The following is a 24,186-nucleotide window of genomic DNA, read 5'->3' on the forward strand; positions in this document are numbered from 1 at the left end:
AAGCTCATATACTCTGGAATAAATTTCTTTATAGGCGGAGGTGGTTTAGGTCCACCTTCTGTAATTTTTTCGATAAATCCAGCTAACCATAAAATATACTCACCTTCTGAATTATGAGGAGGAATCAAACTCACATCTATTTTTACTTTACATTCATCTAATGGTCTACTAAACAATTCAACAAAATCAATAAAATTATATTTTAATTTAAATTCTGTTCCCTTAATTTCTCTGCGTATACATGTCATAAGTAAGTTCATATTTTCAATACAGTCATGTGAAAATAATTCCTCATCTTTAATTTTGTTATAAACATTTTCCGCAAACATGAGATACTGTGGCATTTCAGCAGCTCCTCATTTTTATAAAGTATTTTTTCTTAAGGTAGTCCAATTATAACAATGTTGCAACAAGAAATTTTCCATTTTTAGTTTAAAGAATTTTTTAAAATTATAAAGACGATTAGATTCAATAAATTAGTACGAATAAAAGCTAGGAAAGTTTGATTTTTCTAATGAGCTTTGAAATGGATTATTGTGTTTAGTTGATCAATTTAAAAAGCTTGGCTATTAGGCAAGCTTCCCCTTTTTGATATTTGCGCTGATCAACAAGGTTTAGTGTTACCTACAGCAACACACTGATAATACAGAAATATTTAAAAATAAAAAAGCCCACTTCCTATTTTTATTCAGAAATGGACTTAGCGAAAAAAACGCTTAAACCTGAAATAGGAAATATCTATTCGGAAATATTTCCAACTTCATATTGGCATAATATTTAAGCACTAGCAATAGGGATTGAATTAAAAATATCAAATATTCATATTTAAATAGATAAAGATTTCTTTTTTAAATAGTTTTATTTTTAGCCTACATAATTTTTTTACTTATCAAGAGTTATAAAGAATATGTGCCCATCAATAGGTAATACTTAATAAGGTCTTATGTGTAGTAACCATTAGGCTCTAGAGAGTAAGAACTCAAACTGACTAAAAATAAAAAATAATTAATTTTCAATATTAATGATCATATACTGCAAAGTTATGTATATTCCAACTTCTCCATTGTTGAGTGCCTCATATAAGTCTTCATCAACGAAATCTCCAGATTCATCATATAGCCATTTATGAATTTGAATAATTTGTATATTCCCTTTTTTGTCTATTCTTGCTATTGGGTCTATTACGGACCGAACTATCACTTTCTTCTTCGTCTTAACATCGAGCAATGTGATAATTGTCATTATAAAATCCTTATAAATATCCTGTATAACAACTACTCTCAATCAATAAAGATTTTTATATTTAAATTACTTAAATAGCAATCTTTTCAATCTAAAAAATAAATTAAAAACACTTCAATAGTATGTGCCTATTAGAAAAGATACCTTAAATATTCTACTAGCAATAAAAAACCGCTTTAAGGGCGGTTCATCTAAAATTCACAGGTACTTAATGAAGATTTTTTTTCTGTCTTTGCATCTTTCTGGGCTCACAAATTTTTCCAATAAAGTTAGTTAACCACAAAATACTTTCTTCACGATCTTCAAAATGAGGTATAAGGCTTAAATCTACTTTTATTTTGCGATCAGCTAAAGGCAAACTTAAACAATGTTCAAAGTCTATTGAGCTGTACTTCAATTTGAGTCTTTTTTCTGCGGCTTGATTCTTTATCTCAGCCATAATGCGATTTAGATTAACAATCAAATTATTTGAAATTTTATTATTTTCATATACCCGTTCGTAAACTGTCTCAGCTACATCAATGTAATTTATTAGCTCTACATTCTCATTCATAGCATTTGTACTCCGTTTTTTTAATTATTCTCCTAAAATCATGTTTATTTGAGTTACCTAATGCATCATCTAAGTAAATATTGTTTAAATTCGATTAATTTAATTTTAAATAAATTATTGAATTAATAATATAATTATTGGATTTTATAATATTTATATACATCATTCTTCTTAACGCCCCTCTTTCTATCTTTTGCCCATCAAGTTCACCACCAACACAGATATTCATTTTAAGTACCAAATTCTAATTAGACTGGACTATAGCATAAATATAAACATGCTTAAGTGGGCATTCTTAAACGCTTAAGATTTAGACAAGCATTCAATTTAGATGATTTATAATGTAACGACCATGTATTTAGGATGAAGACAGCTAATGTGTGGTGTAAATCTAACCATTAAATCAAAGGAACATTACTTAATGCAAAGAAAAGGGGGCGCTTTTAACGATTGTACTGGTGGCGCTTGGTGCCCACCACCAGTACAACACAATATCAACTCTACAATTAATTAATATGGAGGTGACACAAACAAATAACTATCATTTCTAATAGAATTTCAGGTGGCGATGTTTGGCGACGAGCCACCTGATTTAATTTTAAATCATAATTGAAATCTAGCAAGTATAAAAACAAAAAGCCCATCAAACGATGAGCTTTAGATCAGTGAATTACTTATACTTCGTCCACTATATCAAAAATATGCCATAAAGCGTCTAGACAGTCAACAAGTCTAAATTATGCTTTTCTACTAATTGAGAAGCTTTTAAACGTTCAACGATTTTAATCATTAGATCATTGGCAGTTATAACGTCGATTCCTTCAAATGCTTTTAGTGTTAATTGCAATTTATTATTAATTACATTTGTAATTATTGATATTTTACCAAAATAATCAGGGTAGTATTTCAAAGTTTCATTAACTTTCTCCCGACTAACGCCTTCATATAGTTTTACAGTGTATGTTTTCATTTGAACCTCCATTTTGTCTTAATCTTTTATCATGACCTAATAAATAAAATCTAGCGCAACTCACCATAATTGCGACCTGAGCTTTAGATTGGTTTGTTTCTTGAGCAACCTTCAACAATCCTTTATTTTCAACCTTATTTTTAATTAAACAAATTAATGCAAACTTAGTTGTAAAATCTGTTTTATCAGAATTTAATAGACTTCGTAAAAGTGCTTGAATTTGATCCGCCTCATAATCACTGATCTCACATCGAATATAAGATTTACTTTTTTGTACTTCTTTGCCAGCTTCACGCATCAACCAGTAAATTTGATTGATATGAAGCCCATCTGGCAAATCACCCCCTTTCATTCTAACTGTTTCACACCATGCGCCAAACTGCTCTAACCAACCGTCAATAGTATATTTAGACCAATCCATTTGTTGTGTTTTTAAAACTGCACTCATTTTTCACCCACCAATTGCTCAATTTGTTTAATCGCCACGCCTGCTTTAACTTGCTCTGTACTAAACCGTAAAACTGTAAAACCCATCATTGCTGCAGAGTTGTATTTCTCCATATCCCCTATATAGCCTTTGCCCCTTGTATGACGGCCTCCACTCCAGATCCCGCCTTCCACCTCAATCAAAATCTTTGTACCCGTTATTAAAAAATCTGCTCTCCATTTACGATCAGGATGGAACTTATATTCCTGTTCAAAACCAATCTTGCATGCTCTTAAATGCGTTGCCAGAACCATTTCACCCACACTTGGTTGTCTGGCAACTTGCTTTGCTGAACGCCGCTTTTTATTTTTCTTTATCGGAAATAACTTGCGGTATTCAGCAATGCTGACTGACGACATCAAGCACCACCCTTCAGCAAATGGTCCAACTCCCTAGCAAAATGGCTATACATCTGAGACTTTTCAAAATCTCTTATACGACTTAATTCATGTGCCTCAACTCTGTACCTCTGAGCCATTTCACTTATTGATTTTTTAAGCTCATCCAGATTCGCTTGTTGTTCTTTTTGAATCTCCCAAGCCCACTTTCCAGATTTACCCTCAAACTCACTCATGACTGGCTCCTTTATAATTCTCAAAGAAGAACGTCACAGGTTTTGTCTTAATTTCAATCAAACCGAAACGAAGTAAATGACGAGCATGTGTGCTATCACGTAATAACTGCACATCACGGTAATGTGTAAGCAACTTTCGCCACCCTTCCAGCGGCATAGACGATTTGTTTGTATTGCAAGGAACACATGCAGGGTTCATGTTTTCTAAAGTATCGTTTTGCGGTCTAGTCATTTCGCCTGAAATCAACTTGCCACCACCAACATGAATTAAATCTCGCTTCACTGCTTCGATATGGGCTGCATGCCACTTATCGCCAAGCAAATCACCACAGTAAGCGCAATGTCCACCAAACTTTTGTTTTAGCTCAGCACGTTGCTGTTTAGTTAGTTTCATTGGTGAATTCCTTTCTTAATATGTTCTTTACGCGCCAACCACCACAAAACCAGCACCGCTAATAGCTGCTGTAAAAAATGAAATGAGTAAACCCCACGCTAAAATCTCGAATTTATTCAAGCCGCCTCTCCTTTACCTTTTTGTTGAAATCCAACCTGAATGAGGTATGGCATCAATTTTTGTTGTTGCTCTGGATCTGCAAGTTTCACTGCGACACGTGCAGCAAGTTGTTCATAGCTCTCGTTACCTTCAGCGTATTTGCTTGCAAACTCAGGATGTACAGAAAGTTTTTGAGCAAATGAGTAAATCTGTTTTGAACTAAGAGTATTTGATTCTCCCTGCGGGACTCGGACCTGCGTTCCAGAATTTGGTTTTTTAGATTGTTCACGTGCTTGGTATTTTCCACATGCGTTGATTAACCAATCTGCAAAGTGGTAATTCATGAGTTCATCACAAAGATTCTTCTCGGCGTTGTAGAGTTCAAATGCTCGTAACTCTCGATCGAACCAATTCGCATTTTTAATCTGCTCGTAAGTTTCCTGATCAGTTGCCAAAAGAATTTCTTCACCAAGTTTTTTCAAACTCAACCATGTTTTTTTATTTTTAGATTCTTCTGATAGATTCTTTGAAAGATTCCGTGTCCCAACGTTGGGACTGTTTAACGGAATTGTTGGGACTCTTTCATGGAATTGTTGGAACTGTTCCGTTGTTGGAACTGTTCCATTGTTGGTATTGTTTAAATCATCATTTTCAGTGTCAAAGTGTACCTTTGTTGGTACTGTTTCCCGACCTTTGACTCCGATCAAAAGATAGACTTTTACCTGCTTAGTTTTACCTTCGCGCTTACCAGTATCGATAATAAATCCGTCTTCAATTAACTCATCAATGATTTTTAAAACGGTCTTACGGTCCATTTCCGTGTCATCAACTAAACGAGCAATACTTGGATAGCATTCATGTGTTTCACCAGCTCGATCGGCTAGTGAAAGAAGGACTAATTTTTTGAGTGGTTTTAATGCTCCACCCACCTTTTGTTTTTGACGGGTTTTCCAAGCCCAAACTGTTGCATCTAGACTCATTTATCCCCCTCTTCATTCAACTGAATGAATGTGCTACCCAAATAGCGGATCCGTTTAGCTCGATATAAACTTGAGATGATCGGGCCAGCATGAATAAGATAAATCCCATGTTTTCCATGCTCGTCAACCAAATCCTGCATGAATTCATCACGTGTTACAGCAGCATTTTTTTTGTCACGGTTTTGGCGGGCTAAATTTTCCTTCCGTTTTTTCAACAAACCAGACAAAGTTCTTAATGCTGGTTCATGCCAGGATTGAATATGCTTTCGTTGTTGTTCAAAGGTACTCATGACACCTCCGCTAATGCTTGCTCAGCTTTTGTTAGGCGGCGTTTAGCGTTGAGCTCTGCTACTGTTGCTGTGCGGATTTCTTTTGAAGAAACCAGAATCAAATGATTCTCTGATTTGATGGTCCATAAACTAGTCAAAGTTTTGTTTTTAACTTCAAACAAATCATTTGATTTAAAAGTACGGCACTCTTCAGTATGCACCACCATATCACCAACTAAAAAATCTAGATCGTTGCTATTCATTGATTGATTTGATAAATTAGTTTTATTCATTTGATTCACCTCGACTGAATGCCTATAAACCACTCCTGTTCGCGCAGGTAGTGGTTTTTTAATATCCGAGTTTTTCCTTTTGACAGCTGATTTCGTCATGAAATAAGTCATCCACCGTTTCTATACGGTTCATCCAACTTTTAGACATGACTAAAAGTGCAGCAACACGTTCCTTATCAATACTCTGATAATCTTTAGGGACGACTTTTAATCCAAGCAAACTCAATAGCTCGCAAAACATTTCAATTTCATTCAAGCCATTGTTTTTCTTATCTGTTTTAAGTCGAGTTATAGTGCTTGGATCAACTTTTAATTGTTCAGCAATCTCTTTTTGATTGCTTATATCAAGGCCATGCAATATGCGGGATACGCCATTTCTGGCACTTGCAGAAATATCAACTGATAATTTGCTCATCTTGTTACCTAAGCCACTTGTTTGGTTTTGCAATGCTTTTTCCAAAGCTTTTGTAATTTGGTTGCAATTTCATGCGATAAGCGTTTACCACATACCCCGCGCTCTAAATCACTAACGTAATTCTGTGAGCACCCGATCTCGGTACCAATTTGAGTTTGTGTTAAGCCCTTTTCACGCAAATCTGAAATCATGTTTGGCCATTGATTCATGCGAAGCTCCTATATTTTTAGGTAAATATATAGGTTTTCCGATATTTTAACAATAGCCAAAGCGATACTAATTTGTATCAGAATTCCGATATACGTATTTAAGGAAATACATATGGCTACTTTGGGTGAAAACTTAAAAGCAATACGAAAAGCAAAAAAGATGACTCAAAAAGAGTTAGCTCAGAAATCTGGTGTAAAACAATCTGTAATTTCTGATCTTGAAACAGGAAATGCCAAGTCGACAGGTTCAATACTTGAATTAGCAAATGCCCTTGGGGTTACAGCTGAAGAATTAAAAAAAGGTGTAGTTGGGGAACTTATTACCACCAACGTTGTGCCAGTTCAAGCTCGAATGGCACCCGTTTTATCTTGGGTACAAGCAGGTAATTTTACTAATGTTGAATCAGTAGATATGTCTCAAGTTACGGAATGGTTCCCTCTCCCAGATGATTGCGAAAAATGTTTTTATTTAAAAGTACGTGGTGTAAGTAATGAACCCGATTTTGTAGAAGGTGATTATATTGTTGTAGATCCGACAGTATATTATTCAGATATGCAATCTGGAGATATCATTGTCGTCCGTAAAGACAAAGATGCTACTTTCAAAAAACTGGTTATTGAATCTGATGGAACAAGGTATCTAAAAGCGATTAACCCAAATTTTCATCCCAATATCATTCCAATTGACGAAGATTGCTATTTTATTGGTCAAGTAATAGATTCATTGAGATATACATACCGTGGAAAACGAAGAGTAAGAAAGAGTTAAGATGAAAGTTTTTAAAATAATTTTGTTATTGCCAGTCTTAGTTTTAACTGGATGTTCAGACACTATTAGCCGAGCTGAACATGATGCTATCGTGTATGAGAAAGATCAGAAAATTGCTGAATTAGAAGAGCATATTGCTGAGTTAGAAGCTAAACTAGAGGAAGTAAACAATCAATTTGAGCGCTTTGAAAATGAAAATTGGCGTGACGTCGTTCCAGATGTGGATAATGCTCTTGATGACTTAAATAGTGAAGTTGAAAATAATCCTTCATCAAACTACTAACAGTGCTAGACCATAAATATCAATTAAATAATTTTAATTAATCCCCCCTTGTTAAAGTGATTTTTGTGTTTCAAGAGATCAATATCGGAATACCAGTAAAAATATCGGAATAGCTATTGACTACAAATATCGGAAATGCGATATTTGTCTCGTAGACAACAAAAAAGCACACCGCCCCTCCCCAGGTCCGATGTGCTTTTGCAAAACTGCGAGATCAATTATGAACGTAAAAACCTTTTCAAACAAGCATAAGGTAACTGGAGTTACAGCAATTGCTGTACTTGTAGCCTTGAGTTCTTGTGAATATCGAACTGCTAATTCTAGCGTCCCTTCTAATTACTCATATGAAAGCAAACAAGTAGTTGCTTCTGAATATGAACTCTTAGGAATTAAGCAAACTGGTGAAAAAACTGGTGTAGCTGTTATCCGCATAGACGGCTTCAAATTAAACGTAAGCTTCGATTTTGACGGCGTAGCTGATAGCTATGGTGTAGCTGGATCTGATTTTACAGCGGCTGAAATTACTAACCTTGCTATTGAGTCAGTAACTGACATAAGCGGCAAACCTTGGAATGATTTCACCAATCATGACGACCATAAAAACATAAATATTTTATTAGCGGGCTATATCGACCGTAATAAATGGTTGGAGGCAGCCTAATGAAAGATTATAACTGCCCTACTTGCAAGAAGATGATTCCTGTTGACCGTTCAAAAATCAAAGCTGGTGATGAGGTTTCATTTTGCAGAGTAACCCAATCTTCTAATTCTGCACGTTTTTCTTCAAGAGAAGGAATTGTCAATTGCCGTGAAGGTGATGTGGTTTTAGTTAAATACCGTCAAGAAATTATTCCTTTAAATGTAAAGGACGTTTCTCCAGTTGATGCTCCAAGCCCGCTTACGTATGCCTTTGTTGGTACATGCGAATGTAAGGAGGCTGAGCATGTCTAATTTCAAAAAACACCCTGACGGCTACAAGTCATTTTTAGGCCGTGATGATAAGGGCCTCTACTCTGTTCGTATTGGCTGGCAAGTGTACGCATCTAATGCTAATGGCTCAGTTCTTTACAAGGTGAAGGACTCAGTTAAGACGCCTTTAAATGTGTTTAGGTTCCAAACTTCTTATCCAAAAGTTTGGAATGAACTCACCCAAGAAATCGATTTTCAGCGCAGAAAGCAGCTCGCTATAAAACTGCGTGAAACAAATATCCCTACTTATGACCGCAAAGCTTACAAGCAAAAACGCGGCTTCACCGGCTCTAGATGAGGATAAGAAAAATGACAACTGAAAACTCAAAAGACAACTTACATATCTGGAATGCAGTTAAGCAAACGCCTACCAATTTTCTTAAAAAAATTGAGTTTGGTTATTTAAAAGGTAAATCAGATATTAACCCTCAATGGCGATTAATGGCTATGACTCAGGCCTTTGGACCTGTTGGTCATGGCTGGACTTATAGACATGTGCGTTTGTGGTCCGAAACTGCGCCAGATGGAACCATTATGGCTTTTGCTGAAGTAGCAGTAAAAACCAAGATTGATGGTGTTTGGGGTGAGGAATTTTTCGGCAACGGCGGTTCAGCAATTGTTGAAGTTCAAAAGGGCAAATTAGTAGCGATTGATGAAGGTTATAAAAAGGCCGTTACTGATGCTCTTGGTGTAGCGTTTAAAGCTATTGGTGTGGCAGCTGATGTCTACCTCGGTAATTTTGATGGAAGTAAATATCTATACAACTATGACTATGCCTATCTAGAGCAAAATGCCTCTACCCCAGCAGGTCAAAATACAAATCAAAATAATCAGACAATCGCTCAGGGTGGTAACCAGAAGCCGCCTCGTACTCAGGACCAACTATATCAAGATGCATTAAAAGCAATTAAAGATGCACCAGACACCAACATCTTAAATGCTGCGATTAAGAAGTTTAAAGGTACTACGTATGAGGCGGGTATCAATAGAGCATGCCAAGCACGTGCCGATCAGATGGGTTGGGCACCTAAAAACAATCCTCAGCAAGTTCAGCAACAACAGTCGTTACATCACTAAAAGGAGAGCTATTTATGTCTAACTTACTAACTGCAGCTGAAGCATTTGCAGCTCTTCAAAACGGTAAAACTGTTCTATGTCGTCCAGCCGGAGACATGTTGGACTTTGCCGATTTAGATCAATTCCCCGCTTCTGTTTTTGGCAAACCGGGTTTTGAATTCTGCATCAAAATCGAAACTATTGAACTGGCTGGCATTACATTCACAAAGCCATTAACTATTGATGAGTATGAAGACGGTCAGGAAGTTTTTGTAATCAGTACATATTCACCTACGGTCTATGTTTTAGATTTCAAAACTAACGCATTAATTGATTCTATTAACAGTGGCTTCGTTCAACGTGATGCAGAAAACGCCAAGCTTCAATTAAAAGCACTGTCCAAAGCGTTAGGTTTTGAAGTTAATGATGACTTAAGTGTTATTCGCTTAGGTGATGAAAAAAAGAAACAGCGTGGCAAGAAATCAAAAGCTGAGCCAGTGGCAAAAGTAATACCTTCTGAAGTTTTCCCTGCAGATAAACAGCCAGCGATTGTTATTACAGAACAAACTAATGTCACAGCTTCCGAAGACCTATTAACTCCAGTTACTAACGAACTTAATATTAAGCCGAATGTTAATGCCCAATTTGAAATTTTGCTTGATGCAATCCGTATTTGCCAGTCAGAAAAAGAGCTAGATTCAACTTGTGCGAATCTTGAAAAAGAAGGCTTTACTCAAGAGCAAATTGACCAAATAAATCTGGCTAAGCAAGAACGATTAATTGAACTCGATTTTATTGAAATGGATGCTGCTGATACAGCTAGTGAACAAGTTTTTTCTGATTTAGATGCGCAAGCAAATGATGAAGTGGCAACCATTTCAATGCCTGAAAATTATGAATCATTAGTTCAAAGCATCCAGAACTTTCATACCCCTGAAGAAGTTAATAGTGTTATCCGTTACACCACTAAATGGACGGAGGAACAACGTAAGCCACTATTAAATGAAATGCACAAACGCCTTGCAGAGTTAAAGCAAACAAAACAAGAAGATGATGGATTATCACCTTTAATCGTCCGCCTCCAATATGCGGCAGATCTAAAAACGCTTGAAGAATTAGAGTTAGAAATTCCTTCACGCCATCAAGACGTTCATAAAACCTTATGGAATATGGCCAAAAAGCGCCGTAGTCAACTCAATGCGGCCGCTCATGAACCAGCATATCTTTTAGAGGATGGCTTCTAATATGAAAGATCAGTACAAGAAAGTGAGCCAAAAACACATGCTTGGTTTTATGTACTACTTGCAATTGCTGGGCTACGTAATAGTCCGGCAAGGCATGGATCAAGCAATGTTTCTAACCAAACATTATGCGGTACCAGTCGCTTGGCGCCGCATAACGATCGACTATCACAATCGATTAAATAAACCGGCACAACAACTTTATAAAGAGTTTGTTGAGTGGACTAAAGAAGAATATTTGAGGGCTTAGGTAATGATTGATCTAAATAAAAAAAGAGAAGCTTTTGAAAGATTTCATGCCAAAAAATGTAATTGCAGTTATGAAAGTTTAAAACGTCAACTAGATAGACAAGAGGCACTAACAGGACACAGATATTTACCAACTAGTCCTCGTCATGAAGCTTGGTTGATTTGGGATGCTGCATGGAATGACGCCAGTGCTCAGGTGTTGCCAACTTGGATCAGCATGGATGATGAATGGCCGCCTACTGACATAATGGTACTTATTTGTTGGGCTGATGCACCTGATGTTACCCCCGAACAAGACTATATGACTATTGATGAAGATTTAAATAGTGTATGGGCAAATTATCATAATGATGCGCCTTCACACTGGATGCATTTTCATAGTGTGCCAAACGTATCTGGAGCTGCTAATGAGTAAGGTTATTGGTGAAGTTAATTTGAATCCTAGCCGTATTGAAGGCACTCCGGATCAGGTAGCGGTTCATATTTTTAAAGAAGTTATTTGCCCAAGTACTGAAGAGCTTCTCAAGAATAATCCTGAGGCAGCAAAGGTCTTTGCATACCATATTTTTGGTTTGGCGCTTTCTCAGCTAGCCGAATTCCATTCAACTAAAAGTTTAGATAAAGCTGTAACCGTTACTCTTCACAACCTTTTGCGTCAATTGAAGAAAGAACGTAATGAGTTGAGGAACTAAAGGATGAGTGGATTAAAAGTTAAAACATGTAATTTTTGTGATGACGGGAACGGTGAATGCATTTTCCCCTATTACGGCCTTGCCCCTCATATTCATACGAAGCCAATTGGCGGTACTGAATTTATAGATGTTTCATTACCTGAAAACTTTAGTCCTGATGGGGATGGTTTAGGCATATATACACACTGTCTGAATTGTGGGGGTGATGGCACATATGAAGGCATCCAGTTAGAAGTTAAAGCGGAAAGTAAGGAGGGCTAATGTGGATAAATATCTGACATCTAACAATGTGTGTGAGATGTTTCATATTACTAAACGCACACTTAATCGGTGGGAAATTAACACACCTTGGGGGATTCCATTCCCAGCCCCGGCATTAAGTTCTGAGGGCGGAACAATGAAAAGATACCTCGCTACTGATGTAATGAAGTGGGAGGAAGAATGCCAGCAAAAGAAGCAACTAAAAAAAGCTATATAAGTTGTACCGAAGCTAACAATCAGCAAACTTGATGAAATTAGTCCAGATCAATGATTGTTAGCATATTTACGTTACTATATACTGTCCGCCGAATCACGGCTTGCTAGATAAACTCAGCAATTTCATTTATGTACATAATGGTGTACATATAATGAAACCAAGGAAGCAAGAATATACTTTTCCCGTTTAATTATAAGGGTTTAGGCGATATGGCATTAATCGTTCAAAAATATGGCGGTACTTCTATGGGTACCCCCGAGCGCATTTTAAATGTTGCTCGTCGTGTGAAGCGTTGGCATGATCACGGTCACAAGGTTGTTGTGGTCGTATCTGCAATGAGTGGTGAAACAAACCGCTTACTTGCCCTCGCTAAAGCCATTACCGAAACACCTGACCCACGCGAGTTAGACCAAATGGTTTCAACCGGTGAACAGGTGACGATTTCCATGTTAGCTATGGCACTTAATTCGATTGGTGTGGAAGCTAAATCCTATACCGGACGTCAAGTCGGTATTAAAACTGACAGTGCATTTACCAAGGCGCGTATTGAGTCGATTGACACAGATGTCATGACCAATGACCTAGATGCAGGCCGTGTTATTGTAGTTGCAGGCTTCCAAGGCTTTGACGCTAATGGAAACACAACTACTCTAGGACGTGGTGGTTCAGATACTTCTGGTGTTGCGATTGCTGCTGCACTTAAAGCAGATGAATGCCAAATCTATACTGACGTTGATGGTGTTTACACTACAGATCCTCGTGTTGCTCCTAAAGCGAAGAAAATTGATCGTATTTCTTTTGAAGAAATGCTAGAAATGGCATCATTAGGTTCAAAAGTTTTACAAATTCGCTCAGTAGAATTTGCCGGAAAATATCAAGTTCCTTTACGCGTATTATCAAGCTTTGATAATGATGACGACGGCGCATTTGACGACGAATTTAAAGAAAATGTAGGTACACTCATTACTACTGAGGCAGAAGACACTATGGAACAGCCAATCATTGCAGGTATTGCTTTTAACCGTGACGAAGCAAAATTAACGATTTTAGGTGTACCTGATGAACCAGGTATTGCTTCTAAAATTTTATCACCAGTAAGTGATGCCAACATTGAAGTGGACATGATAGTCCAAAATGTTGAAGAAGATGGCACAACAGATTTTACGTTTACTGTAAACCGTGTTGATTTAGCGAAAGCTGAAAAAATCTTAAATGAAACTGCCAAAAATATTGGTGCACGCGAAGTTTCAACACGTGACGATATTGTAAAAGTTTCGATTGTTGGTGTGGGTATGCGCTCACACGCTGGTGTAGCAAGCAAGATGTTTACTGCCCTCGCAGACGAAGGTATTAATATCCTTATGATCTCAACATCTGAAATTAAGGTGTCTGTCATCATTGATGAGAAATATCTTGAACTTGCAGTTCGTTGCCTACATACCGCTTTTGGTTTAGATCGCGAACACGGTGAAAGCAGCGCCCGCGCTTAATTTTACCAACCGGTCAAGAATTCATTAAAAAATGTTTACTTGTCCGACAATAATCAAAGAAAACACAGAGCCGCTATAGTTTTTTTTATAGCGGCTCTGTTATATTAAACGGAAAGTTTTTTGGCAGAGATTATCAAAATATGACTTTGTTCTCATATTTCTGTTAGAATCTGACTGAAAACTGAGGTTGAGCTTTTTATTTGGGTACCAATATTGCAGTTTTAAGCGTTTAGCAAGGAGATAAACATGCTGATTCTGACCCGCCGTGTCGGGGAAACATTAATGATTGGGGATCAAGTCAGTGTTACTGTGCTTGGCGTCAAAGGAAACCAGGTTCGAATTGGTGTGAATGCGCCAAAAGAGGTTTCTGTTCATCGCGAAGAAATTTATCAACGTATTCAACATGAACGTGCAATGCATGAACACCTTCAACATCTTGATCAAGATTATCAAGTTTCATATGAAGATGATAATTATGCACAGAAAAACTTCAATCGTTAGTATGAAGTTATTCTCTCCCTAATTAAAGCGACTTTATAGTCGCTTTAAATTTTTTGGGAGTATATAAATTTATAGCCCTAATGCACGTTTTACAGGTGCATAACTACGACGATGCTGATCGATTACACCGTGAGCTGCAATCGCTTCAAAATGCGCTTTAGTTGGATAACCCTTATGTTTGGCAAAACCAAATAATGGATATTGCTGATCTAATTCAGCCATTTGGCGATCACGTGTAACTTTTGCCAAGATACTCGCGGCACTAATCTCGGCATGGCTAGCGTCGCCACCAACAATCGCTTCACAAGGAATAATGATGCCTTTTGGAATTTGGTTGCCATCTACAATGACTTTTTGAGGCTGTGTTTTTAGACCATCCACGGCACGTTGCATAGCCAAAAAAGTTGCTTGCAAGATATTCAGCTCATCAATCTCTGCATGGGTAGCTTCTGCTATTGACCATGCCAAAGCTTTTTCCTGAATTTCGATAAACAACTTTTCACGTTTCTTTTCAGTTAATTTTTTAGAATCGTTTAATCCTAAAATTGGATTGTTCGGATCTAAAATAACAGCTGCAGCAACAACTGAACCCACTAGTGGGCCTCGCCCCGCCTCATCTACGCCTGCAACAAACATGTATACTCCAATAAAAAAAGAGGCCGATCAATATGAGTCAGCCTTCTTTGAAACTCAAATTATTAATTACTTTTGCAAAGCTTCGGCTACACAAGCGTTTACAGTATTAGAGACAACCTGATTTACAACTGTTGCACGTGCCGCAGGGTCAAGTGCAGCAGTAGCCAAATCAACTGCTGTAACACTGTTTGGTGCCTTTTCACTTACGCAACCACAAACATTAGTTTGAATACTATCACGTTGTTCAGCAGTCATAAGCTTGGTTGCTGTTTTCCATGCAGCAACATTATTAATTTCTGTAATACATTTCGCGTTTACAGCCACTTTTAATGCAGTCATGCCTAACTGTTGAGTTGCTGTTTCTGTAGAACCTGCACCAGGCGTGGTCGCACATGCCGTTAAAGCTAAAACAACTGGTGCCATAGCAAGCATCAATTTTTTCATCATTTTTTCCTTTGATCGAACGTAAGCAGCGCGTATTTTGCCTAAACTTGTGCTTAGAAGAAACAAATAAATTGATGCATTTGTGCAATCTAACTCTGTTATTTTCCAACTCAAGTTGACTATGTTTCTTCAATTAAAGCGTTCTGTTTATAGCACGCTCCGTTACGAGAACAACATTTCTCAAAATCAACCCTTTCTCATAAAATCTAGCACTAAAATGACAAAAAAATAGGGTCTTTTATGCCTGCCTCATCCTCTCAATACTACACCCGTACTGCACAGATTCTGCATTGGGTCATGGCAATCATTTTCATTACCGCTTGGGTGATTGGCTTTTATAGTGGAAACTTTTTAAGTTACGATGCTGATGGTAGCTTTAAAGGTGATGTCATTACACTACATAAAAACATTGCCACAACCATTATTTTTCTAGTAGTTATTCGCCTTTTCTGGCGTTACACCCACCCAGCCCCACAGCTCCCTGACACCATGTCACCCACTATGAAAACCCTAGCTCACATCGGACATTTATTGCTTTATGTGATTTTAGTGGCTTTACCTGTGACAGGATGTTTATTTAGCTGGAGTGCTGGTCATCCTGCCCCTGTTTTATATTTATTTGAAATTCCACGTTTAGTACAAGATAACCCCGAGATATTAGCGATTGTTAAACCATTACATATTTATATTTCGTGGTTTGCAGGTTTACTTATTGTTGGGCATGTTCTGGCAGCTTTAAAACATCACTTTGTCGATAAAGATAATGTTTTAAACAGTATGACCAAACAGCCTAAATAAATTCTATGTTAAAAAAACCGCCTATCACAGGCGGTTTTTTTATTTAGATTTTTTGGATTTCTGAAATCCACTTTTGCTTCTCTTCATCTGAAATGAAAGAGGCTTCAAAAGAGTTAATTGCGAGTTGCTTCAACTCATCATTAGTTAAATCTAAGGCCTGCTGAATAGCAATAAAGTTATCATTCATATAACCGCCAAAATATGAAGGATCATCCGAGTTAACAGTCACATGTACACCTTTTTGTAAAAGACGGCGGATGTTGTGATCTTTCATATCCTTAACGACACATAGCTTTAAGTTACTTAAAGGACAAACCGTTAATGGCATTTTTTCGTTAATTAGACGAGCCATTAATTGTTCGTCTTCTTCAGAACGCACGCCGTGGTCAATACGGTTTACTTTGAGCAAGTCTAAAGCTTCCCATACATATTCAGGTGGGCCTTCTTCGCCCGCGTGAGCCACGATTAAGAAACCTTCCTCACGTGCCTTAGCAAAAACACGTTCAAACTTAGCTGGTGGATGGCCTACTTCACTTGAATCAAGTCCAACAGCAATAATGTCTTCTTTAAACGGTAAAGCTTGTTCAAGCGTTTCAAATGCAGCTTCTTCGCTTAAATGGCGCAAGAAACACATAATAAGCTGAGAGCTAATATCAAATTTGGTTTTTGCGTCAGCACATGCACGTTTAAGACCATTGATCACCGTTGCAAACGCAATACCACGGTCGGTATGAGTTTGCGGGTCGAAGAACATTTCTGTATGAACGACACGATCTTCTGCACATTTCTCAAAATATGCCCATGCTAAATCATAAAAATCTTGCTCATGAACAAGAACATTTGCACCAGCATAGTAAATATCTAAAAATGATTGAAGATTATGAAAGTTATAAGCTTGCTTTACTTCTTCAACAGATTTGTAAGGAATCTGAATCTGATTACGCTGTGCAATAGCAAACATTAATTCAGGTTCAAACGTCCCTTCAATATGCACATGCAACTCGGCTTTTGGTAAGGCCTGAATCAGCTCGACTTGATTCATATTAACTCCACATCTAAAGAAAAAAGGGTGTGGTAAGCACACCCTTCTATAATTTCCTTCTTATATCTCTATCACTAAAATAGTTCTAGAAGGAAATTATGAAAAATCATATTAACCGCCAAAAGCGATAAATTTAAATACCCAAAGAGCAGCAATAATCCATACCATGTATGGAACAGTTTTTGCCTTACCTGTGAATAATTTAACTAATGCATAGCTGATGAAGCCCATAGCAATACCATCTGCAATTGAGTATGCAAATGGCATAAATACAATCGTTAAAAAGGCTGGAACAGCTTCTGTAATATCATCCCAATCGATGTGAGTGATCCCTTGGATCATGAGTACACCAATGAACAATAAAGCTGGAGCTGTTGCAAAACCTGGCACAGATTGAGCAAGAGGTGCCAAGAATAAACAGCAAATAAATAAGAAAGCGACCACTACTGCAGTTAAACCTGTACGTCCACCTGCTGCTACACCTGAAGCCGATTCAATATATGGCGTGGTTGATGATGTACCTAATGCTGCACCAGCAACAATTGCAGTAGAGTCAGCAAATAGTGCTTTTTTCAAACGTGGCAATTTGCCATCTTTTAAAAGGCCCGCACGGTGTGAAACACCTACCAAAGTACCCGTACTGTCAAACAAGTCAACAATAAAGAATACGAAGATCACACCCACCATACTTGCAGTAAACAGACCTTTAAAGTCCATTTGCATAAATGTTGGTGCAATTGAAGGAATCTGCCCTACTACACCTTTAAATTCATTTAAACCTAAAGCAGTCGCAATTGCTGTCACCACTAAAATACTAATAATGATGGCACCACGGACTTTAAGCTGATGTAAAACAACAATAAGTAAAAAGCCAAATAAAGCCAGTAGTACAGTAGGTTGTTTAATATCGCCCAAACCCACTAATGTTGCTTTATTTGCAACAATAATTCCGGCATTTTTTAGCGCAATAAGCGCCAGGAATAAGCCAATACCACCACCTATCGCAAATTTAAGCGACATTGGAATTGCATTAACAATCGCTTCACGAACTTTAAAGAAGCTGATTGCAAGAAATACAACGCCTGAAACAAAAACAGCAGCTAAAGCTGTCTGCCATGGCACTCCCATACCCATACATACCGAATAGGTAAAATAAGCATTAAGCCCCATACCCGGTGCTAAGGCGATTGGATAATTGGCAATAATACCCATCACTAAACAACCGATTGCTGCTGCCAAACAGGTCGCAACGAATACGGCGCCATGATCCATGCCGGTTTCAGATAAAATGAGTGGATTGACAATGATGATGTAACACATCGTTAAAAACGTAGTTACACCAGCAAGAACTTCTGTTCGAAACGTGGTTTTATTGTCGCTTAACTTAAATAAACGCTCTAACCAGCCTGCCGAAGAATTGGGCGCCGCCATAAGTAGCCTCTATACAAAATCTGAGCTGTGGAATATGTACTTCTATGTAGGTATCTGAGCAATCTTGTTTTTCTGATCAGATCTCTAGACAAAAATCTTCAATAGACGAAGCAACAAATATGCCACTCATTCGATTTCTGCTGTCATACACAGAAAATAGCCACAGCCCCTCTTGAAACACAAAAAAGCTGCATAACCCCTATGCAGCTTTTTTACTATACGTTCAATAAGTTTAACAGATTCAAAAGCAACATGATCAAAATTTATGAAAAGATATGATCAATGGCACAGTTTTTAAAGCAAATAATAATGACTACTTTGCTTAGAAAAACACTTTTTTATCGCTGATATATTTTTGCAAATTATATGAAGCTAAATTGCTATGACTAATACGATTAGGATTTCGCTCAATTGTCTGCAAATTTTTTTCAGCTTCCTGAATAATCCTCATGAGCTCTTGATGTCTTTTATTTTGGGTATCTAAATACGCCCAGTACCCTAGTACAAACACGATACTCACACACAACACTATTAATACTTTATTGATCATTATTATTATCTCTATGTTTTTAATGTTAATGATCTTAACAAAAAATAACCAGTTTGTGAATATTTTCACATTTATTTACAATAATTATTAATCACTCAAACTATTGATATAAAAAATGTTTTCTAATTTGCAATTTTTAAAAAGAGTAAAAATAATACTTTTCACTTAAAAATTCATTTTTAAAAATAACTATATTTTTTTAACAAAAACTTATATAGCCTTATTCACCTACTTTTATTTTTAAGTATATTTAAATTTATTTTTCAATTTAACTTCATTAAATTATTTGTTGAATTTTAATTTATTGTTCAATCTATTAAATAATAAAAAGCCCATTTCAATAAATTAAAATGGGCTTTTATAAATTCATTAACCAGCAACTTCTTCAGCTTTAGGTTTTGCTTTTATCAAATCAGCTTCATAAACCACATCATATTCTTCTAACTTTAAATGATGTAAACGCTGTTTAAGCTTTTTTAACGACCATGGCCATGCTGCAAAGTTGCGACCGTTGGCATCAAGGTAATAACTCTTACAGCCACCACTATTAAATACAGTGGTTTGCAGATGCTTTTGTACCAAGTCGTTGTGCTTTTTAATCACTTGTGATTTCACTGAAAGCTTAGCAATACCTTTTGCCTTCATTTGTAGCAAACCATCTACAATATATTGCAGTTGTGCTTCGGCAAGACCAATAAATGAGTCATAGACCAAAACATTTGGCCCAAGCATAAGAAATGCATTAGGTACATTTTCAATATTGGTTCCTAAATAAGCTTCTGGTGAGGAGTCTTTCCAAAGCTCAGCCAAACATTCCCCTTTTTCGTTATGTACACGTTTACCAATAGGGGGATGAGACACTTCAAATCCAGTACCCCAAATAATCACATCAACTTCGTGGCGTTCACCATTGGCAGCAATCACCGTATTGCCTTCAACTTTAACTAGACCATGTGGAATAAGCGTCGTGTTAGGTGCCTGTAACGCTGGATAATAGTTATTGGCAAACAAAATACGCTTACAGCCAATATCGAAATTAGGCGTTACGTTTTTACGCAAGACTGGATCTTTGATTTGCAGCTTTAACAATTGTTTTGCAGCAAAATTGACAGGCTTTAAAGCTTTTGGATTGCGTAAGCCAAAATTAATGACATTTAAAGTACCCGCCACAGTCTGTCGCCAAGCCGCTTGAATAGCTGGATATTTGGCAATGACAGATTTACTCAACTCGCCCAAGTCCGTATCGGGCTTCGGTAGTACCCAAGGTGCTGTACGTTGGAATACAAACAACTCTTTGGCTTTAGGTTGAATTTGTGGCACAAACTGAATAGCAGATGCACCAGTACCAATTACAGCAATGCGTTTTCCAGTTAAGTCATAGTCATGGTTCCATTTTGCCGAATGGAACATTTCACCAGTAAAGGTATCTAAACCTTCAAGACATGGAATTTGTGCTTCGGTAATTGGACCTGTAGCAAATAAAACTGTTTTAGCGATATACAAACCAGAGCTTGTCTCTAGCTTCCAGATATTTTTTTGGTTATCCCACTCTGCTTTTAATAATTCGGTATTGAATTCGATTAAGGACTCAATATCAAACTCACGACTAACATCTTCTAAATAACTTAAAATTTCCGGTTGGCGTGCAAATAAATGGCTCCATTTTGCACTTGGGGCAAAGGAGTAAGAATAAAGTGACGACGGTACATCACAACCACAGCCCGGATAGGTATTTTCACGCCAAGTGCCACCGACGCGGCTGGCTTTTTCAATAATTTTAAAATTAGTTAAGCCTGCTTCGTTTAGCTTAATTGCTGCAGCTAAGCCAGAAATACCTGCACCGACAATAAAAGTGTCATAAACATGTGCAACTTCTTGGGTTTTACGTGTGCGTGTATTTGTTCTAGGTTTAGTGACCATAATTTTTCTGCCTATACAAAATTTTATTTAAATAGCTGATACGAAAGCCCAAGGAACTTTGCATATAGGGTTGGAGACGTTCTTTTCATAAGCAAGAATAATTTGGCGTCGATCTGTGGCGTGGTATACAGCTGCCCTCGATCTAATCGATTCAATGTTAAAGCCGCAACTGCGTCACTGGTTGTCATGGCATAGTTCATGAGTGCATGGTCTGCAAGCTTGGAATAACGGCCCGGAATCCGACCATTTTTAATGATATTGGTAGGTACCAAAGTTGGGCACAGCACATTGACCTTAATATTGAATTTGCGTAGCTCGGCTGAAAGGGTTTCTGATAATGCCAATACACCGGCTTTCGTTACATTGTAGACACTCATTTCTGGTGCTGCGGTATAAGACGCCGCAGAAGCTACATTAATAATTGCACCGTAACCTAGTTTTTTGAGCTTTGGCACAAATGCATGACAACCATGAATAACACCCCATAGGTTTACATGCATACACCATTTCCAGTCTTCCAAACTCATTTCATCAAATTTGCCGCCTAGCCCTACGCCGGCATTATTAATGATGAGTGTTACTGGATGATCAAGTAACTGTTCTGCTTGATCAGCCAAAGCCTGTACTTGTTCTGCTTGCCCAACATCACACTGGACTGCAAATGCTTTTTGTCCAAGCTGTTCAATTAACTTTACAGTTTCTTTTGCAGCTTCTAAATTAATATCTGCACATACTACGTTGCCACCGCGCTTCGCCAGTTCAACTGCAAAGCTACGACCAATTCCACTGCCTGCCCCAGTTACGACCGCATATGCGTTTCGGCTAGGCTGGTCTTTCTTACCAAATAAAATCATAGTAAATCCTAAAAAACTTTAGGGAGACGGCAGTAATTTTCGTATTACTGCCATGACTAATACGCTTATGAAACTGCACGAACTGGTGGTGTAAATTCCTTCACAAAGTAAGGCGCTATAGCACCGCCCTCGTTAAGTAATTTGTTTTTGTAGTACTCAAGGTATTGAGTCGTGTCATGATCATTTGGGTGGAAGTTAGGACGTAAGTAATCAAAAATCTGGCCAATAGTGCTACCAAATACACCATCTTTTGGACTAAAAATTAAGTTGACGCCACGACGTGCATCTTTCCAGAATTTCTTAGTTAGCATTTCTTGTGGTTTACGTAGTACGGGTACAAATAAAGTTGCTGTTGGAATAAGTCCTAAAATAGTGATGAAAGCCATTAAAAAGCCGGTTGCACGTAACGGATAGTTACCGTTTAAAACCTGATAGACATCATAAGCAATGTCTTTATGCTCAGATTCTTCAAGCATATGCCACATCCATAACGCACGGCTTTTGGCATCGTCGGTATAATAGAAATTCTTTTCATGCTTCATCATGTATTCGGCAAGTACTGCCGTAAAGTGCTCAATACCCGCCATAAGTGAAAGCTTTAACGGCTGTGGGAATTTTAAAAATACATATTTAAAGAAGTTTTCACCTAAGAAACGGTAGAAATCGACCGGATATTCCAGCTCTTTAATTGCATCATTGAACTCATTATGCAATTTTGAATGGATGGCTTCTTGACCAATGAGAGAAGTAACTCGCTGTTTTAAAATCGGGTCTTGAATAAATTCACGGTGGTGACGAGCAGTCTCGATCACCAAATCTTCACCATAGGTCAAGAAAACCGAAAGCGTTGCAAAGAACAATGTTGCAAACTGGTTGTTGACGTAAAACTCGATATCAATTTCTTTACCATCAAATCCGATATTTAAATGGCGAATTGGGATAGTTCCTTTATTTGAGAAATCTATCTTTTGATACTGAGCTATAACTGATTTAGGAGAAATAATATTTCGGATAGCTTGAGCGACCATTTTTGACACCCTATAAAATTTGTTAAATACAAGGCAGCGTCGAATCAAACAGGTAAAGTTGTCTTTAGATTATTTCTTGCAATCTTTAACTGCTCTAGAACAAAAATTTGCTCGAATACATCTGCCTTGCCATGTTTTATGAACCTAAGTGTTGTTAAGTTCACCAAATCAGATTAAATAGTGCGCTTGATGTACCACTCGAACAAGGACAAAAAAAGCCAACCTACTTTGAAACTTTTTGCCAAATTAAATATTTTTTGATTATTTCAAACAACTTATATAACCTACTCTTATTCATAATTATTTAAATAAAATACATTTGTCCTAAAATGATAAAAATATGGCTTTAAAAGATAAAAAATGAAATATTATGCCTACCCTTTCTCGCATCTCATATCAAAATTTCAGCGTTCCAAAAATCACACTAAGCTTTCTGTTTTTAGAGCTTTATTGCATAAATGAAAACGATAAACTGCATTCAGAGAAAAAAATTGGATGAGGAGAATAAATCATGTTTGATATGCGTTTATCTCATGAGCGTGGTGCAGCACATCATGGCTGGTTACAGTCAAAACACACGTTTTCATTTGCAAATTATTGGGACCCGAAACAAGTCGGCTTTTCAGATTTGCTTGTGATTAATGACGATACGGTTGCTCCATCAAAAGGCTTTGGTACTCACCCTCACCGTAACATGGAAATTATTTCTTATGTGCTTGAAGGTGCGTTAGAACATAAAGATTCAATGGGTACAGGTTCGGTTATTGTGCCTGGTGATATTCAGTTAATGAGCGCAGGCCGTGGGGTTGCACATAGTGAATTTAATCACTCTGCTCAAGAAAACGTGCACTTCTTGCAAATTTGGGTGGTTCCAAATGAAGTGAACACAACACCAGGCTATCAACAATTGCATATTTCCGAGGAAGACAAACGCGGTAAATTGCACTTGATGATTTCACCAAAAGGTGGCGAAAAAACTTTATCCATCAAACAAGATATTAATATTTATTCAGGTCTTTTTGATGGTGAAGAAACAGCAGAATTTGCAATTCCAGAAGGTCGTTATGTTTACCTACATGTGGCAAAAGGCCGTATTGATGTAAACGGTAAAACCTTTAACACAGGTGATGCTGCACGAATTCGTGATGGAGGCAAGTTATCATTTACTAATGGTGACAACGCTGAAATTCTGATTTTTGATATGCGTCCGGAAGAAATTCCAACCATGCCATAATCAACAAAAAACACCTGCGAAATATACGCAGGTGTT

The 24,186-nt window shown here is 37.4% G+C and carries 37 protein-coding genes and 1 pseudogene; 16 read left to right on the forward strand and 22 right to left on the reverse strand.

Translation table 11 applies throughout. From position 1 onward, the window contains the following. The 14 genes and pseudogenes from MKL35_RS16065 to MKL35_RS16130 form a co-directional block, all read right to left on the reverse strand. A partial coding sequence (locus MKL35_RS16065) for a hypothetical protein (protein ID WP_111035030.1) occupies positions 1 to 344 on the reverse strand: 344 nt, incomplete at its 3' end. A 661-nt stretch (positions 345 to 1,005) separates the two neighbouring features. Next, positions 1,006 to 1,242, reverse strand: coding sequence for a hypothetical protein (locus MKL35_RS16070; protein WP_000152665.1), 237 nt, complete (start codon positions 1,240 to 1,242; stop codon positions 1,006 to 1,008). 208 nt (positions 1,243 to 1,450) lie between these two features. After that, positions 1,451 to 1,795, reverse strand: coding sequence for a hypothetical protein (locus MKL35_RS16075; protein WP_001005051.1), 345 nt, complete (start codon positions 1,793 to 1,795; stop codon positions 1,451 to 1,453). 715 nt (positions 1,796 to 2,510) lie between these two features. Beyond that, positions 2,511 to 2,765 (reverse strand): hypothetical protein, encoded by a 255-nt coding sequence (locus MKL35_RS16080; RefSeq protein ID WP_000861102.1) that lies wholly within the window; start codon positions 2,763 to 2,765, stop codon positions 2,511 to 2,513. After that, positions 2,737 to 3,213, reverse strand: coding sequence for a hypothetical protein (locus MKL35_RS16085; protein WP_001277128.1), 477 nt, complete (start codon positions 3,211 to 3,213; stop codon positions 2,737 to 2,739). The genes MKL35_RS16080 and MKL35_RS16085 overlap by 29 nt, the downstream gene beginning before the upstream one ends. Continuing rightward, positions 3,210 to 3,611 carry a DUF559 domain-containing protein gene (locus MKL35_RS16090; protein ID WP_000100153.1) on the reverse strand — a complete coding sequence of 134 codons (402 nt, stop codon included), beginning with the start codon at positions 3,609 to 3,611 and terminating at the stop codon, positions 3,210 to 3,212. Before MKL35_RS16090 ends, MKL35_RS16085 begins: the two co-directional genes overlap by 4 nt. After that, the gene (locus MKL35_RS16095; RefSeq protein ID WP_001288424.1) at positions 3,611 to 3,826 is read right to left on the reverse strand and encodes a hypothetical protein; all 216 of its coding nucleotides are present in this window, start codon (positions 3,824 to 3,826) and stop codon (positions 3,611 to 3,613) included. The genes MKL35_RS16090 and MKL35_RS16095 overlap by 1 nt, the downstream gene beginning before the upstream one ends. After that, positions 3,819 to 4,220 (reverse strand): HNH endonuclease, encoded by a 402-nt coding sequence (locus MKL35_RS16100; protein WP_270914149.1) that lies wholly within the window; start codon positions 4,218 to 4,220, stop codon positions 3,819 to 3,821. The genes MKL35_RS16095 and MKL35_RS16100 overlap by 8 nt, the downstream gene beginning before the upstream one ends. Then, positions 4,217 to 4,340 (reverse strand): annotated as a pseudogene (locus MKL35_RS16105) (putative phage replication protein). Before MKL35_RS16105 ends, MKL35_RS16100 begins: the two are co-directional and overlap by 4 nt. After that, entirely contained in the window at positions 4,337 to 5,299 is a 963-nt protein-coding gene (locus tag MKL35_RS16110; protein WP_000050656.1) for a helix-turn-helix domain-containing protein, read from the reverse strand. The pseudogene MKL35_RS16105 and the gene MKL35_RS16110 overlap by 4 nt, the downstream one beginning before the upstream one ends. Then, on the reverse strand, positions 5,296 to 5,589 hold the full coding sequence (locus MKL35_RS16115; protein WP_270914152.1) for a hypothetical protein: 294 nt from the start codon (positions 5,587 to 5,589) through the stop codon (positions 5,296 to 5,298). Before MKL35_RS16115 ends, MKL35_RS16110 begins: the two co-directional genes overlap by 4 nt. Next, complete coding sequence (locus MKL35_RS16120; protein WP_270914153.1) at positions 5,586 to 5,861, reverse strand: hypothetical protein; 276 nt, start codon at positions 5,859 to 5,861, stop codon at positions 5,586 to 5,588. The genes MKL35_RS16115 and MKL35_RS16120 overlap by 4 nt, the downstream gene beginning before the upstream one ends. A 58-nt stretch (positions 5,862 to 5,919) precedes the next feature. Next, a complete protein-coding gene (locus tag MKL35_RS16125; protein ID WP_000041062.1) occupies positions 5,920 to 6,276 on the reverse strand; it encodes a hypothetical protein in 357 nt (118 codons plus the stop codon). A gap of 8 nt (positions 6,277 to 6,284) precedes the next feature. Then, on the reverse strand, positions 6,285 to 6,485 hold the full coding sequence (locus MKL35_RS16130; RefSeq protein WP_001077691.1) for a helix-turn-helix domain-containing protein: 201 nt from the start codon (positions 6,483 to 6,485) through the stop codon (positions 6,285 to 6,287). Between the two features lie 112 nt (positions 6,486 to 6,597). On the opposite strand from MKL35_RS16130, the gene MKL35_RS16135 reads away from it, so the two are divergent. The 14 genes from MKL35_RS16135 (at position 6,598) to csrA (ending at position 14,213) form a co-directional block, all read left to right on the forward strand. Continuing rightward, positions 6,598 to 7,254, forward strand: coding sequence for a LexA family protein (locus MKL35_RS16135; RefSeq protein WP_000212394.1), 657 nt, complete (start codon positions 6,598 to 6,600; stop codon positions 7,252 to 7,254). A gap of 1 nt (position 7,255) precedes the next feature. Beyond that, positions 7,256 to 7,537: a hypothetical protein gene (locus tag MKL35_RS16140; protein WP_000862387.1), complete on the forward strand. Its 282-nt coding sequence runs from the start codon at positions 7,256 to 7,258 to the stop codon at positions 7,535 to 7,537. A gap of 220 nt (positions 7,538 to 7,757) precedes the next feature. Further along, positions 7,758 to 8,198, forward strand: a complete 441-nt coding sequence (locus tag MKL35_RS16145) for a hypothetical protein (RefSeq protein WP_023188414.1) — start codon at positions 7,758 to 7,760, stop codon at positions 8,196 to 8,198. Then, a complete protein-coding gene (locus tag MKL35_RS16150) occupies positions 8,198 to 8,488 on the forward strand; it encodes a hypothetical protein (protein ID WP_023188415.1) in 291 nt (96 codons plus the stop codon). The genes MKL35_RS16145 and MKL35_RS16150 overlap by 1 nt, the downstream gene beginning before the upstream one ends. Continuing rightward, positions 8,481 to 8,804: a hypothetical protein gene (locus MKL35_RS16155; protein ID WP_270914155.1), complete on the forward strand. Its 324-nt coding sequence runs from the start codon at positions 8,481 to 8,483 to the stop codon at positions 8,802 to 8,804. The genes MKL35_RS16150 and MKL35_RS16155 overlap by 8 nt, the downstream gene beginning before the upstream one ends. An 11-nt stretch (positions 8,805 to 8,815) precedes the next feature. After that, positions 8,816 to 9,583 carry a hypothetical protein gene (locus MKL35_RS16160; RefSeq protein ID WP_000206152.1) on the forward strand — a complete coding sequence of 256 codons (768 nt, stop codon included), beginning with the start codon at positions 8,816 to 8,818 and terminating at the stop codon, positions 9,581 to 9,583. Between the two features lie 14 nt (positions 9,584 to 9,597). After that, complete coding sequence (locus MKL35_RS16165; protein ID WP_267528076.1) at positions 9,598 to 10,806, forward strand: hypothetical protein; 1,209 nt, start codon at positions 9,598 to 9,600, stop codon at positions 10,804 to 10,806. 1 nt (position 10,807) lies between these two features. Then, entirely contained in the window at positions 10,808 to 11,053 is a 246-nt protein-coding gene (locus tag MKL35_RS16170) for a hypothetical protein (RefSeq protein WP_000654847.1), read from the forward strand. A 3-nt stretch (positions 11,054 to 11,056) separates the two neighbouring features. Continuing rightward, positions 11,057 to 11,467, forward strand: a complete 411-nt coding sequence (locus MKL35_RS16175) for a hypothetical protein (protein WP_004793767.1) — start codon at positions 11,057 to 11,059, stop codon at positions 11,465 to 11,467. After that, positions 11,460 to 11,744, forward strand: a complete 285-nt coding sequence (locus MKL35_RS16180) for a hypothetical protein (RefSeq protein ID WP_004793769.1) — start codon at positions 11,460 to 11,462, stop codon at positions 11,742 to 11,744. Before MKL35_RS16175 ends, MKL35_RS16180 begins: the two co-directional genes overlap by 8 nt. 3 nt (positions 11,745 to 11,747) lie before the next feature. Further along, the gene (locus MKL35_RS16185) at positions 11,748 to 12,005 is read left to right on the forward strand and encodes a hypothetical protein (RefSeq protein WP_000015931.1); all 258 of its coding nucleotides are present in this window, start codon (positions 11,748 to 11,750) and stop codon (positions 12,003 to 12,005) included. 1 nt (position 12,006) lies between these two features. Continuing rightward, entirely contained in the window at positions 12,007 to 12,222 is a 216-nt protein-coding gene (locus tag MKL35_RS16190; RefSeq protein WP_000362184.1) for a hypothetical protein, read from the forward strand. A gap of 209 nt (positions 12,223 to 12,431) precedes the next feature. Continuing rightward, entirely contained in the window at positions 12,432 to 13,712 is a 1,281-nt protein-coding gene (locus MKL35_RS16195; protein ID WP_001185176.1) for an aspartate kinase, read from the forward strand. A gap of 246 nt (positions 13,713 to 13,958) precedes the next feature. After that, positions 13,959 to 14,213 (forward strand): carbon storage regulator CsrA, encoded by a 255-nt coding sequence (gene csrA, locus MKL35_RS16200; protein ID WP_000906487.1) that lies wholly within the window; start codon positions 13,959 to 13,961, stop codon positions 14,211 to 14,213. A gap of 69 nt (positions 14,214 to 14,282) precedes the next feature. On the opposite strand, the gene rnhB is transcribed toward csrA, so the two are convergent. Further along, complete coding sequence (rnhB, locus tag MKL35_RS16205) at positions 14,283 to 14,849, reverse strand: ribonuclease HII (RefSeq protein ID WP_000495832.1); 567 nt, start codon at positions 14,847 to 14,849, stop codon at positions 14,283 to 14,285. Positions 14,850 to 14,915: 66 nt separating this feature from the next. Then, positions 14,916 to 15,293, reverse strand: coding sequence for a hypothetical protein (locus tag MKL35_RS16210; RefSeq protein WP_002156817.1), 378 nt, complete (start codon positions 15,291 to 15,293; stop codon positions 14,916 to 14,918). Between the two features lie 240 nt (positions 15,294 to 15,533). On the opposite strand from MKL35_RS16210, the gene MKL35_RS16215 reads away from it, so the two are divergent. Next, positions 15,534 to 16,091, forward strand: a complete 558-nt coding sequence (locus MKL35_RS16215; RefSeq protein WP_002156818.1) for a cytochrome b — start codon at positions 15,534 to 15,536, stop codon at positions 16,089 to 16,091. Between the two features lie 43 nt (positions 16,092 to 16,134). Here the strand turns inward: MKL35_RS16215 and MKL35_RS16220 are convergent, their stop codons facing one another. The 6 genes from MKL35_RS16220 to MKL35_RS16245 all read right to left on the reverse strand — a co-directional run bounded on the left by MKL35_RS16220 (position 16,135) and on the right by MKL35_RS16245 (position 22,916). Continuing rightward, positions 16,135 to 17,133: an adenosine deaminase gene (locus tag MKL35_RS16220; protein ID WP_032011693.1), complete on the reverse strand. Its 999-nt coding sequence runs from the start codon at positions 17,131 to 17,133 to the stop codon at positions 16,135 to 16,137. A gap of 111 nt (positions 17,134 to 17,244) precedes the next feature. Next, positions 17,245 to 18,564 (reverse strand): NCS2 family permease, encoded by a 1,320-nt coding sequence (locus MKL35_RS16225; protein WP_004888055.1) that lies wholly within the window; start codon positions 18,562 to 18,564, stop codon positions 17,245 to 17,247. Between the two features lie 322 nt (positions 18,565 to 18,886). Beyond that, on the reverse strand, positions 18,887 to 19,114 hold the full coding sequence (locus MKL35_RS16230) for a hypothetical protein (RefSeq protein WP_004709863.1): 228 nt from the start codon (positions 19,112 to 19,114) through the stop codon (positions 18,887 to 18,889). 369 nt (positions 19,115 to 19,483) lie between these two features. Next, positions 19,484 to 21,034 carry a flavin-containing monooxygenase gene (locus tag MKL35_RS16235; protein WP_032011691.1) on the reverse strand — a complete coding sequence of 517 codons (1,551 nt, stop codon included), beginning with the start codon at positions 21,032 to 21,034 and terminating at the stop codon, positions 19,484 to 19,486. 23 nt (positions 21,035 to 21,057) lie between these two features. Further along, complete coding sequence (locus MKL35_RS16240; RefSeq protein WP_209796466.1) at positions 21,058 to 21,888, reverse strand: SDR family NAD(P)-dependent oxidoreductase; 831 nt, start codon at positions 21,886 to 21,888, stop codon at positions 21,058 to 21,060. A gap of 65 nt (positions 21,889 to 21,953) precedes the next feature. After that, the gene (locus tag MKL35_RS16245; protein WP_032011689.1) at positions 21,954 to 22,916 is read right to left on the reverse strand and encodes a metal-dependent hydrolase; all 963 of its coding nucleotides are present in this window, start codon (positions 22,914 to 22,916) and stop codon (positions 21,954 to 21,956) included. A 511-nt stretch (positions 22,917 to 23,427) separates the two neighbouring features. Between MKL35_RS16245 and MKL35_RS16250 the strand changes: the two genes are divergently transcribed. Then, positions 23,428 to 24,150: a pirin family protein gene (locus MKL35_RS16250; protein ID WP_000459994.1), complete on the forward strand. Its 723-nt coding sequence runs from the start codon at positions 23,428 to 23,430 to the stop codon at positions 24,148 to 24,150. The last annotated feature ends 36 nt before the right edge of the window (positions 24,151 to 24,186 follow it).

Origin of the sequence: Acinetobacter sp. AOR41_HL, assembly GCF_027854645.1 — a bacterium.
In the GTDB taxonomy this organism is placed as follows: Bacteria; Pseudomonadota; Gammaproteobacteria; order Pseudomonadales; family Moraxellaceae; genus Acinetobacter; species Acinetobacter nosocomialis.

Coding starts and splice junctions, on each gene's coding strand:
- MKL35_RS16070 (WP_000152665.1), bottom strand. CDS start 1,242: ATGACAATTATCACATTGCTCGATGTTAAGACGAAGAAGAAAGTGATA.
- MKL35_RS16075 (WP_001005051.1), bottom strand. CDS start 1,795: ATGAATGAGAATGTAGAGCTAATAAATTACATTGATGTAGCTGAGACA.
- MKL35_RS16080 (WP_000861102.1), bottom strand. CDS start 2,765: ATGAAAACATACACTGTAAAACTATATGAAGGCGTTAGTCGGGAGAAA.
- MKL35_RS16085 (WP_001277128.1), bottom strand. CDS start 3,213: ATGAGTGCAGTTTTAAAAACACAACAAATGGATTGGTCTAAATATACT.
- MKL35_RS16090 (WP_000100153.1), bottom strand. CDS start 3,611: ATGTCGTCAGTCAGCATTGCTGAATACCGCAAGTTATTTCCGATAAAG.
- MKL35_RS16095 (WP_001288424.1), bottom strand. CDS start 3,826: ATGAGTGAGTTTGAGGGTAAATCTGGAAAGTGGGCTTGGGAGATTCAA.
- MKL35_RS16100 (WP_270914149.1), bottom strand. CDS start 4,220: ATGAAACTAACTAAACAGCAACGTGCTGAGCTAAAACAAAAGTTTGGT.
- MKL35_RS16110 (WP_000050656.1), bottom strand. CDS start 5,299: ATGAGTCTAGATGCAACAGTTTGGGCTTGGAAAACCCGTCAAAAACAA.
- MKL35_RS16115 (WP_270914152.1), bottom strand. CDS start 5,589: ATGAGTACCTTTGAACAACAACGAAAGCATATTCAATCCTGGCATGAA.
- MKL35_RS16120 (WP_270914153.1), bottom strand. CDS start 5,861: ATGAATAAAACTAATTTATCAAATCAATCAATGAATAGCAACGATCTA.
- MKL35_RS16125 (WP_000041062.1), bottom strand. CDS start 6,276: ATGAGCAAATTATCAGTTGATATTTCTGCAAGTGCCAGAAATGGCGTA.
- MKL35_RS16130 (WP_001077691.1), bottom strand. CDS start 6,485: ATGAATCAATGGCCAAACATGATTTCAGATTTGCGTGAAAAGGGCTTA.
- MKL35_RS16135 (WP_000212394.1), top strand. CDS start 6,598: ATGGCTACTTTGGGTGAAAACTTAAAAGCAATACGAAAAGCAAAAAAG.
- MKL35_RS16140 (WP_000862387.1), top strand. CDS start 7,256: ATGAAAGTTTTTAAAATAATTTTGTTATTGCCAGTCTTAGTTTTAACT.
- MKL35_RS16145 (WP_023188414.1), top strand. CDS start 7,758: ATGAACGTAAAAACCTTTTCAAACAAGCATAAGGTAACTGGAGTTACA.
- MKL35_RS16150 (WP_023188415.1), top strand. CDS start 8,198: ATGAAAGATTATAACTGCCCTACTTGCAAGAAGATGATTCCTGTTGAC.
- MKL35_RS16155 (WP_270914155.1), top strand. CDS start 8,481: ATGTCTAATTTCAAAAAACACCCTGACGGCTACAAGTCATTTTTAGGC.
- MKL35_RS16160 (WP_000206152.1), top strand. CDS start 8,816: ATGACAACTGAAAACTCAAAAGACAACTTACATATCTGGAATGCAGTT.
- MKL35_RS16165 (WP_267528076.1), top strand. CDS start 9,598: ATGTCTAACTTACTAACTGCAGCTGAAGCATTTGCAGCTCTTCAAAAC.
- MKL35_RS16170 (WP_000654847.1), top strand. CDS start 10,808: ATGAAAGATCAGTACAAGAAAGTGAGCCAAAAACACATGCTTGGTTTT.
- MKL35_RS16175 (WP_004793767.1), top strand. CDS start 11,057: ATGATTGATCTAAATAAAAAAAGAGAAGCTTTTGAAAGATTTCATGCC.
- MKL35_RS16180 (WP_004793769.1), top strand. CDS start 11,460: ATGAGTAAGGTTATTGGTGAAGTTAATTTGAATCCTAGCCGTATTGAA.
- MKL35_RS16185 (WP_000015931.1), top strand. CDS start 11,748: ATGAGTGGATTAAAAGTTAAAACATGTAATTTTTGTGATGACGGGAAC.
- MKL35_RS16195 (WP_001185176.1), top strand. CDS start 12,432: ATGGCATTAATCGTTCAAAAATATGGCGGTACTTCTATGGGTACCCCC.
- csrA (WP_000906487.1), top strand. CDS start 13,959: ATGCTGATTCTGACCCGCCGTGTCGGGGAAACATTAATGATTGGGGAT.
- rnhB (WP_000495832.1), bottom strand. CDS start 14,849: ATGTTTGTTGCAGGCGTAGATGAGGCGGGGCGAGGCCCACTAGTGGGT.
- MKL35_RS16210 (WP_002156817.1), bottom strand. CDS start 15,293: ATGAAAAAATTGATGCTTGCTATGGCACCAGTTGTTTTAGCTTTAACG.
- MKL35_RS16215 (WP_002156818.1), top strand. CDS start 15,534: ATGCCTGCCTCATCCTCTCAATACTACACCCGTACTGCACAGATTCTG.
- MKL35_RS16220 (WP_032011693.1), bottom strand. CDS start 17,133: ATGAATCAAGTCGAGCTGATTCAGGCCTTACCAAAAGCCGAGTTGCAT.
- MKL35_RS16225 (WP_004888055.1), bottom strand. CDS start 18,564: ATGGCGGCGCCCAATTCTTCGGCAGGCTGGTTAGAGCGTTTATTTAAG.
- MKL35_RS16230 (WP_004709863.1), bottom strand. CDS start 19,114: ATGATCAATAAAGTATTAATAGTGTTGTGTGTGAGTATCGTGTTTGTA.
- MKL35_RS16235 (WP_032011691.1), bottom strand. CDS start 21,034: ATGGTCACTAAACCTAGAACAAATACACGCACACGTAAAACCCAAGAA.
- MKL35_RS16240 (WP_209796466.1), bottom strand. CDS start 21,888: ATGATTTTATTTGGTAAGAAAGACCAGCCTAGCCGAAACGCATATGCG.
- MKL35_RS16245 (WP_032011689.1), bottom strand. CDS start 22,916: ATGGTCGCTCAAGCTATCCGAAATATTATTTCTCCTAAATCAGTTATA.
- MKL35_RS16250 (WP_000459994.1), top strand. CDS start 23,428: ATGTTTGATATGCGTTTATCTCATGAGCGTGGTGCAGCACATCATGGC.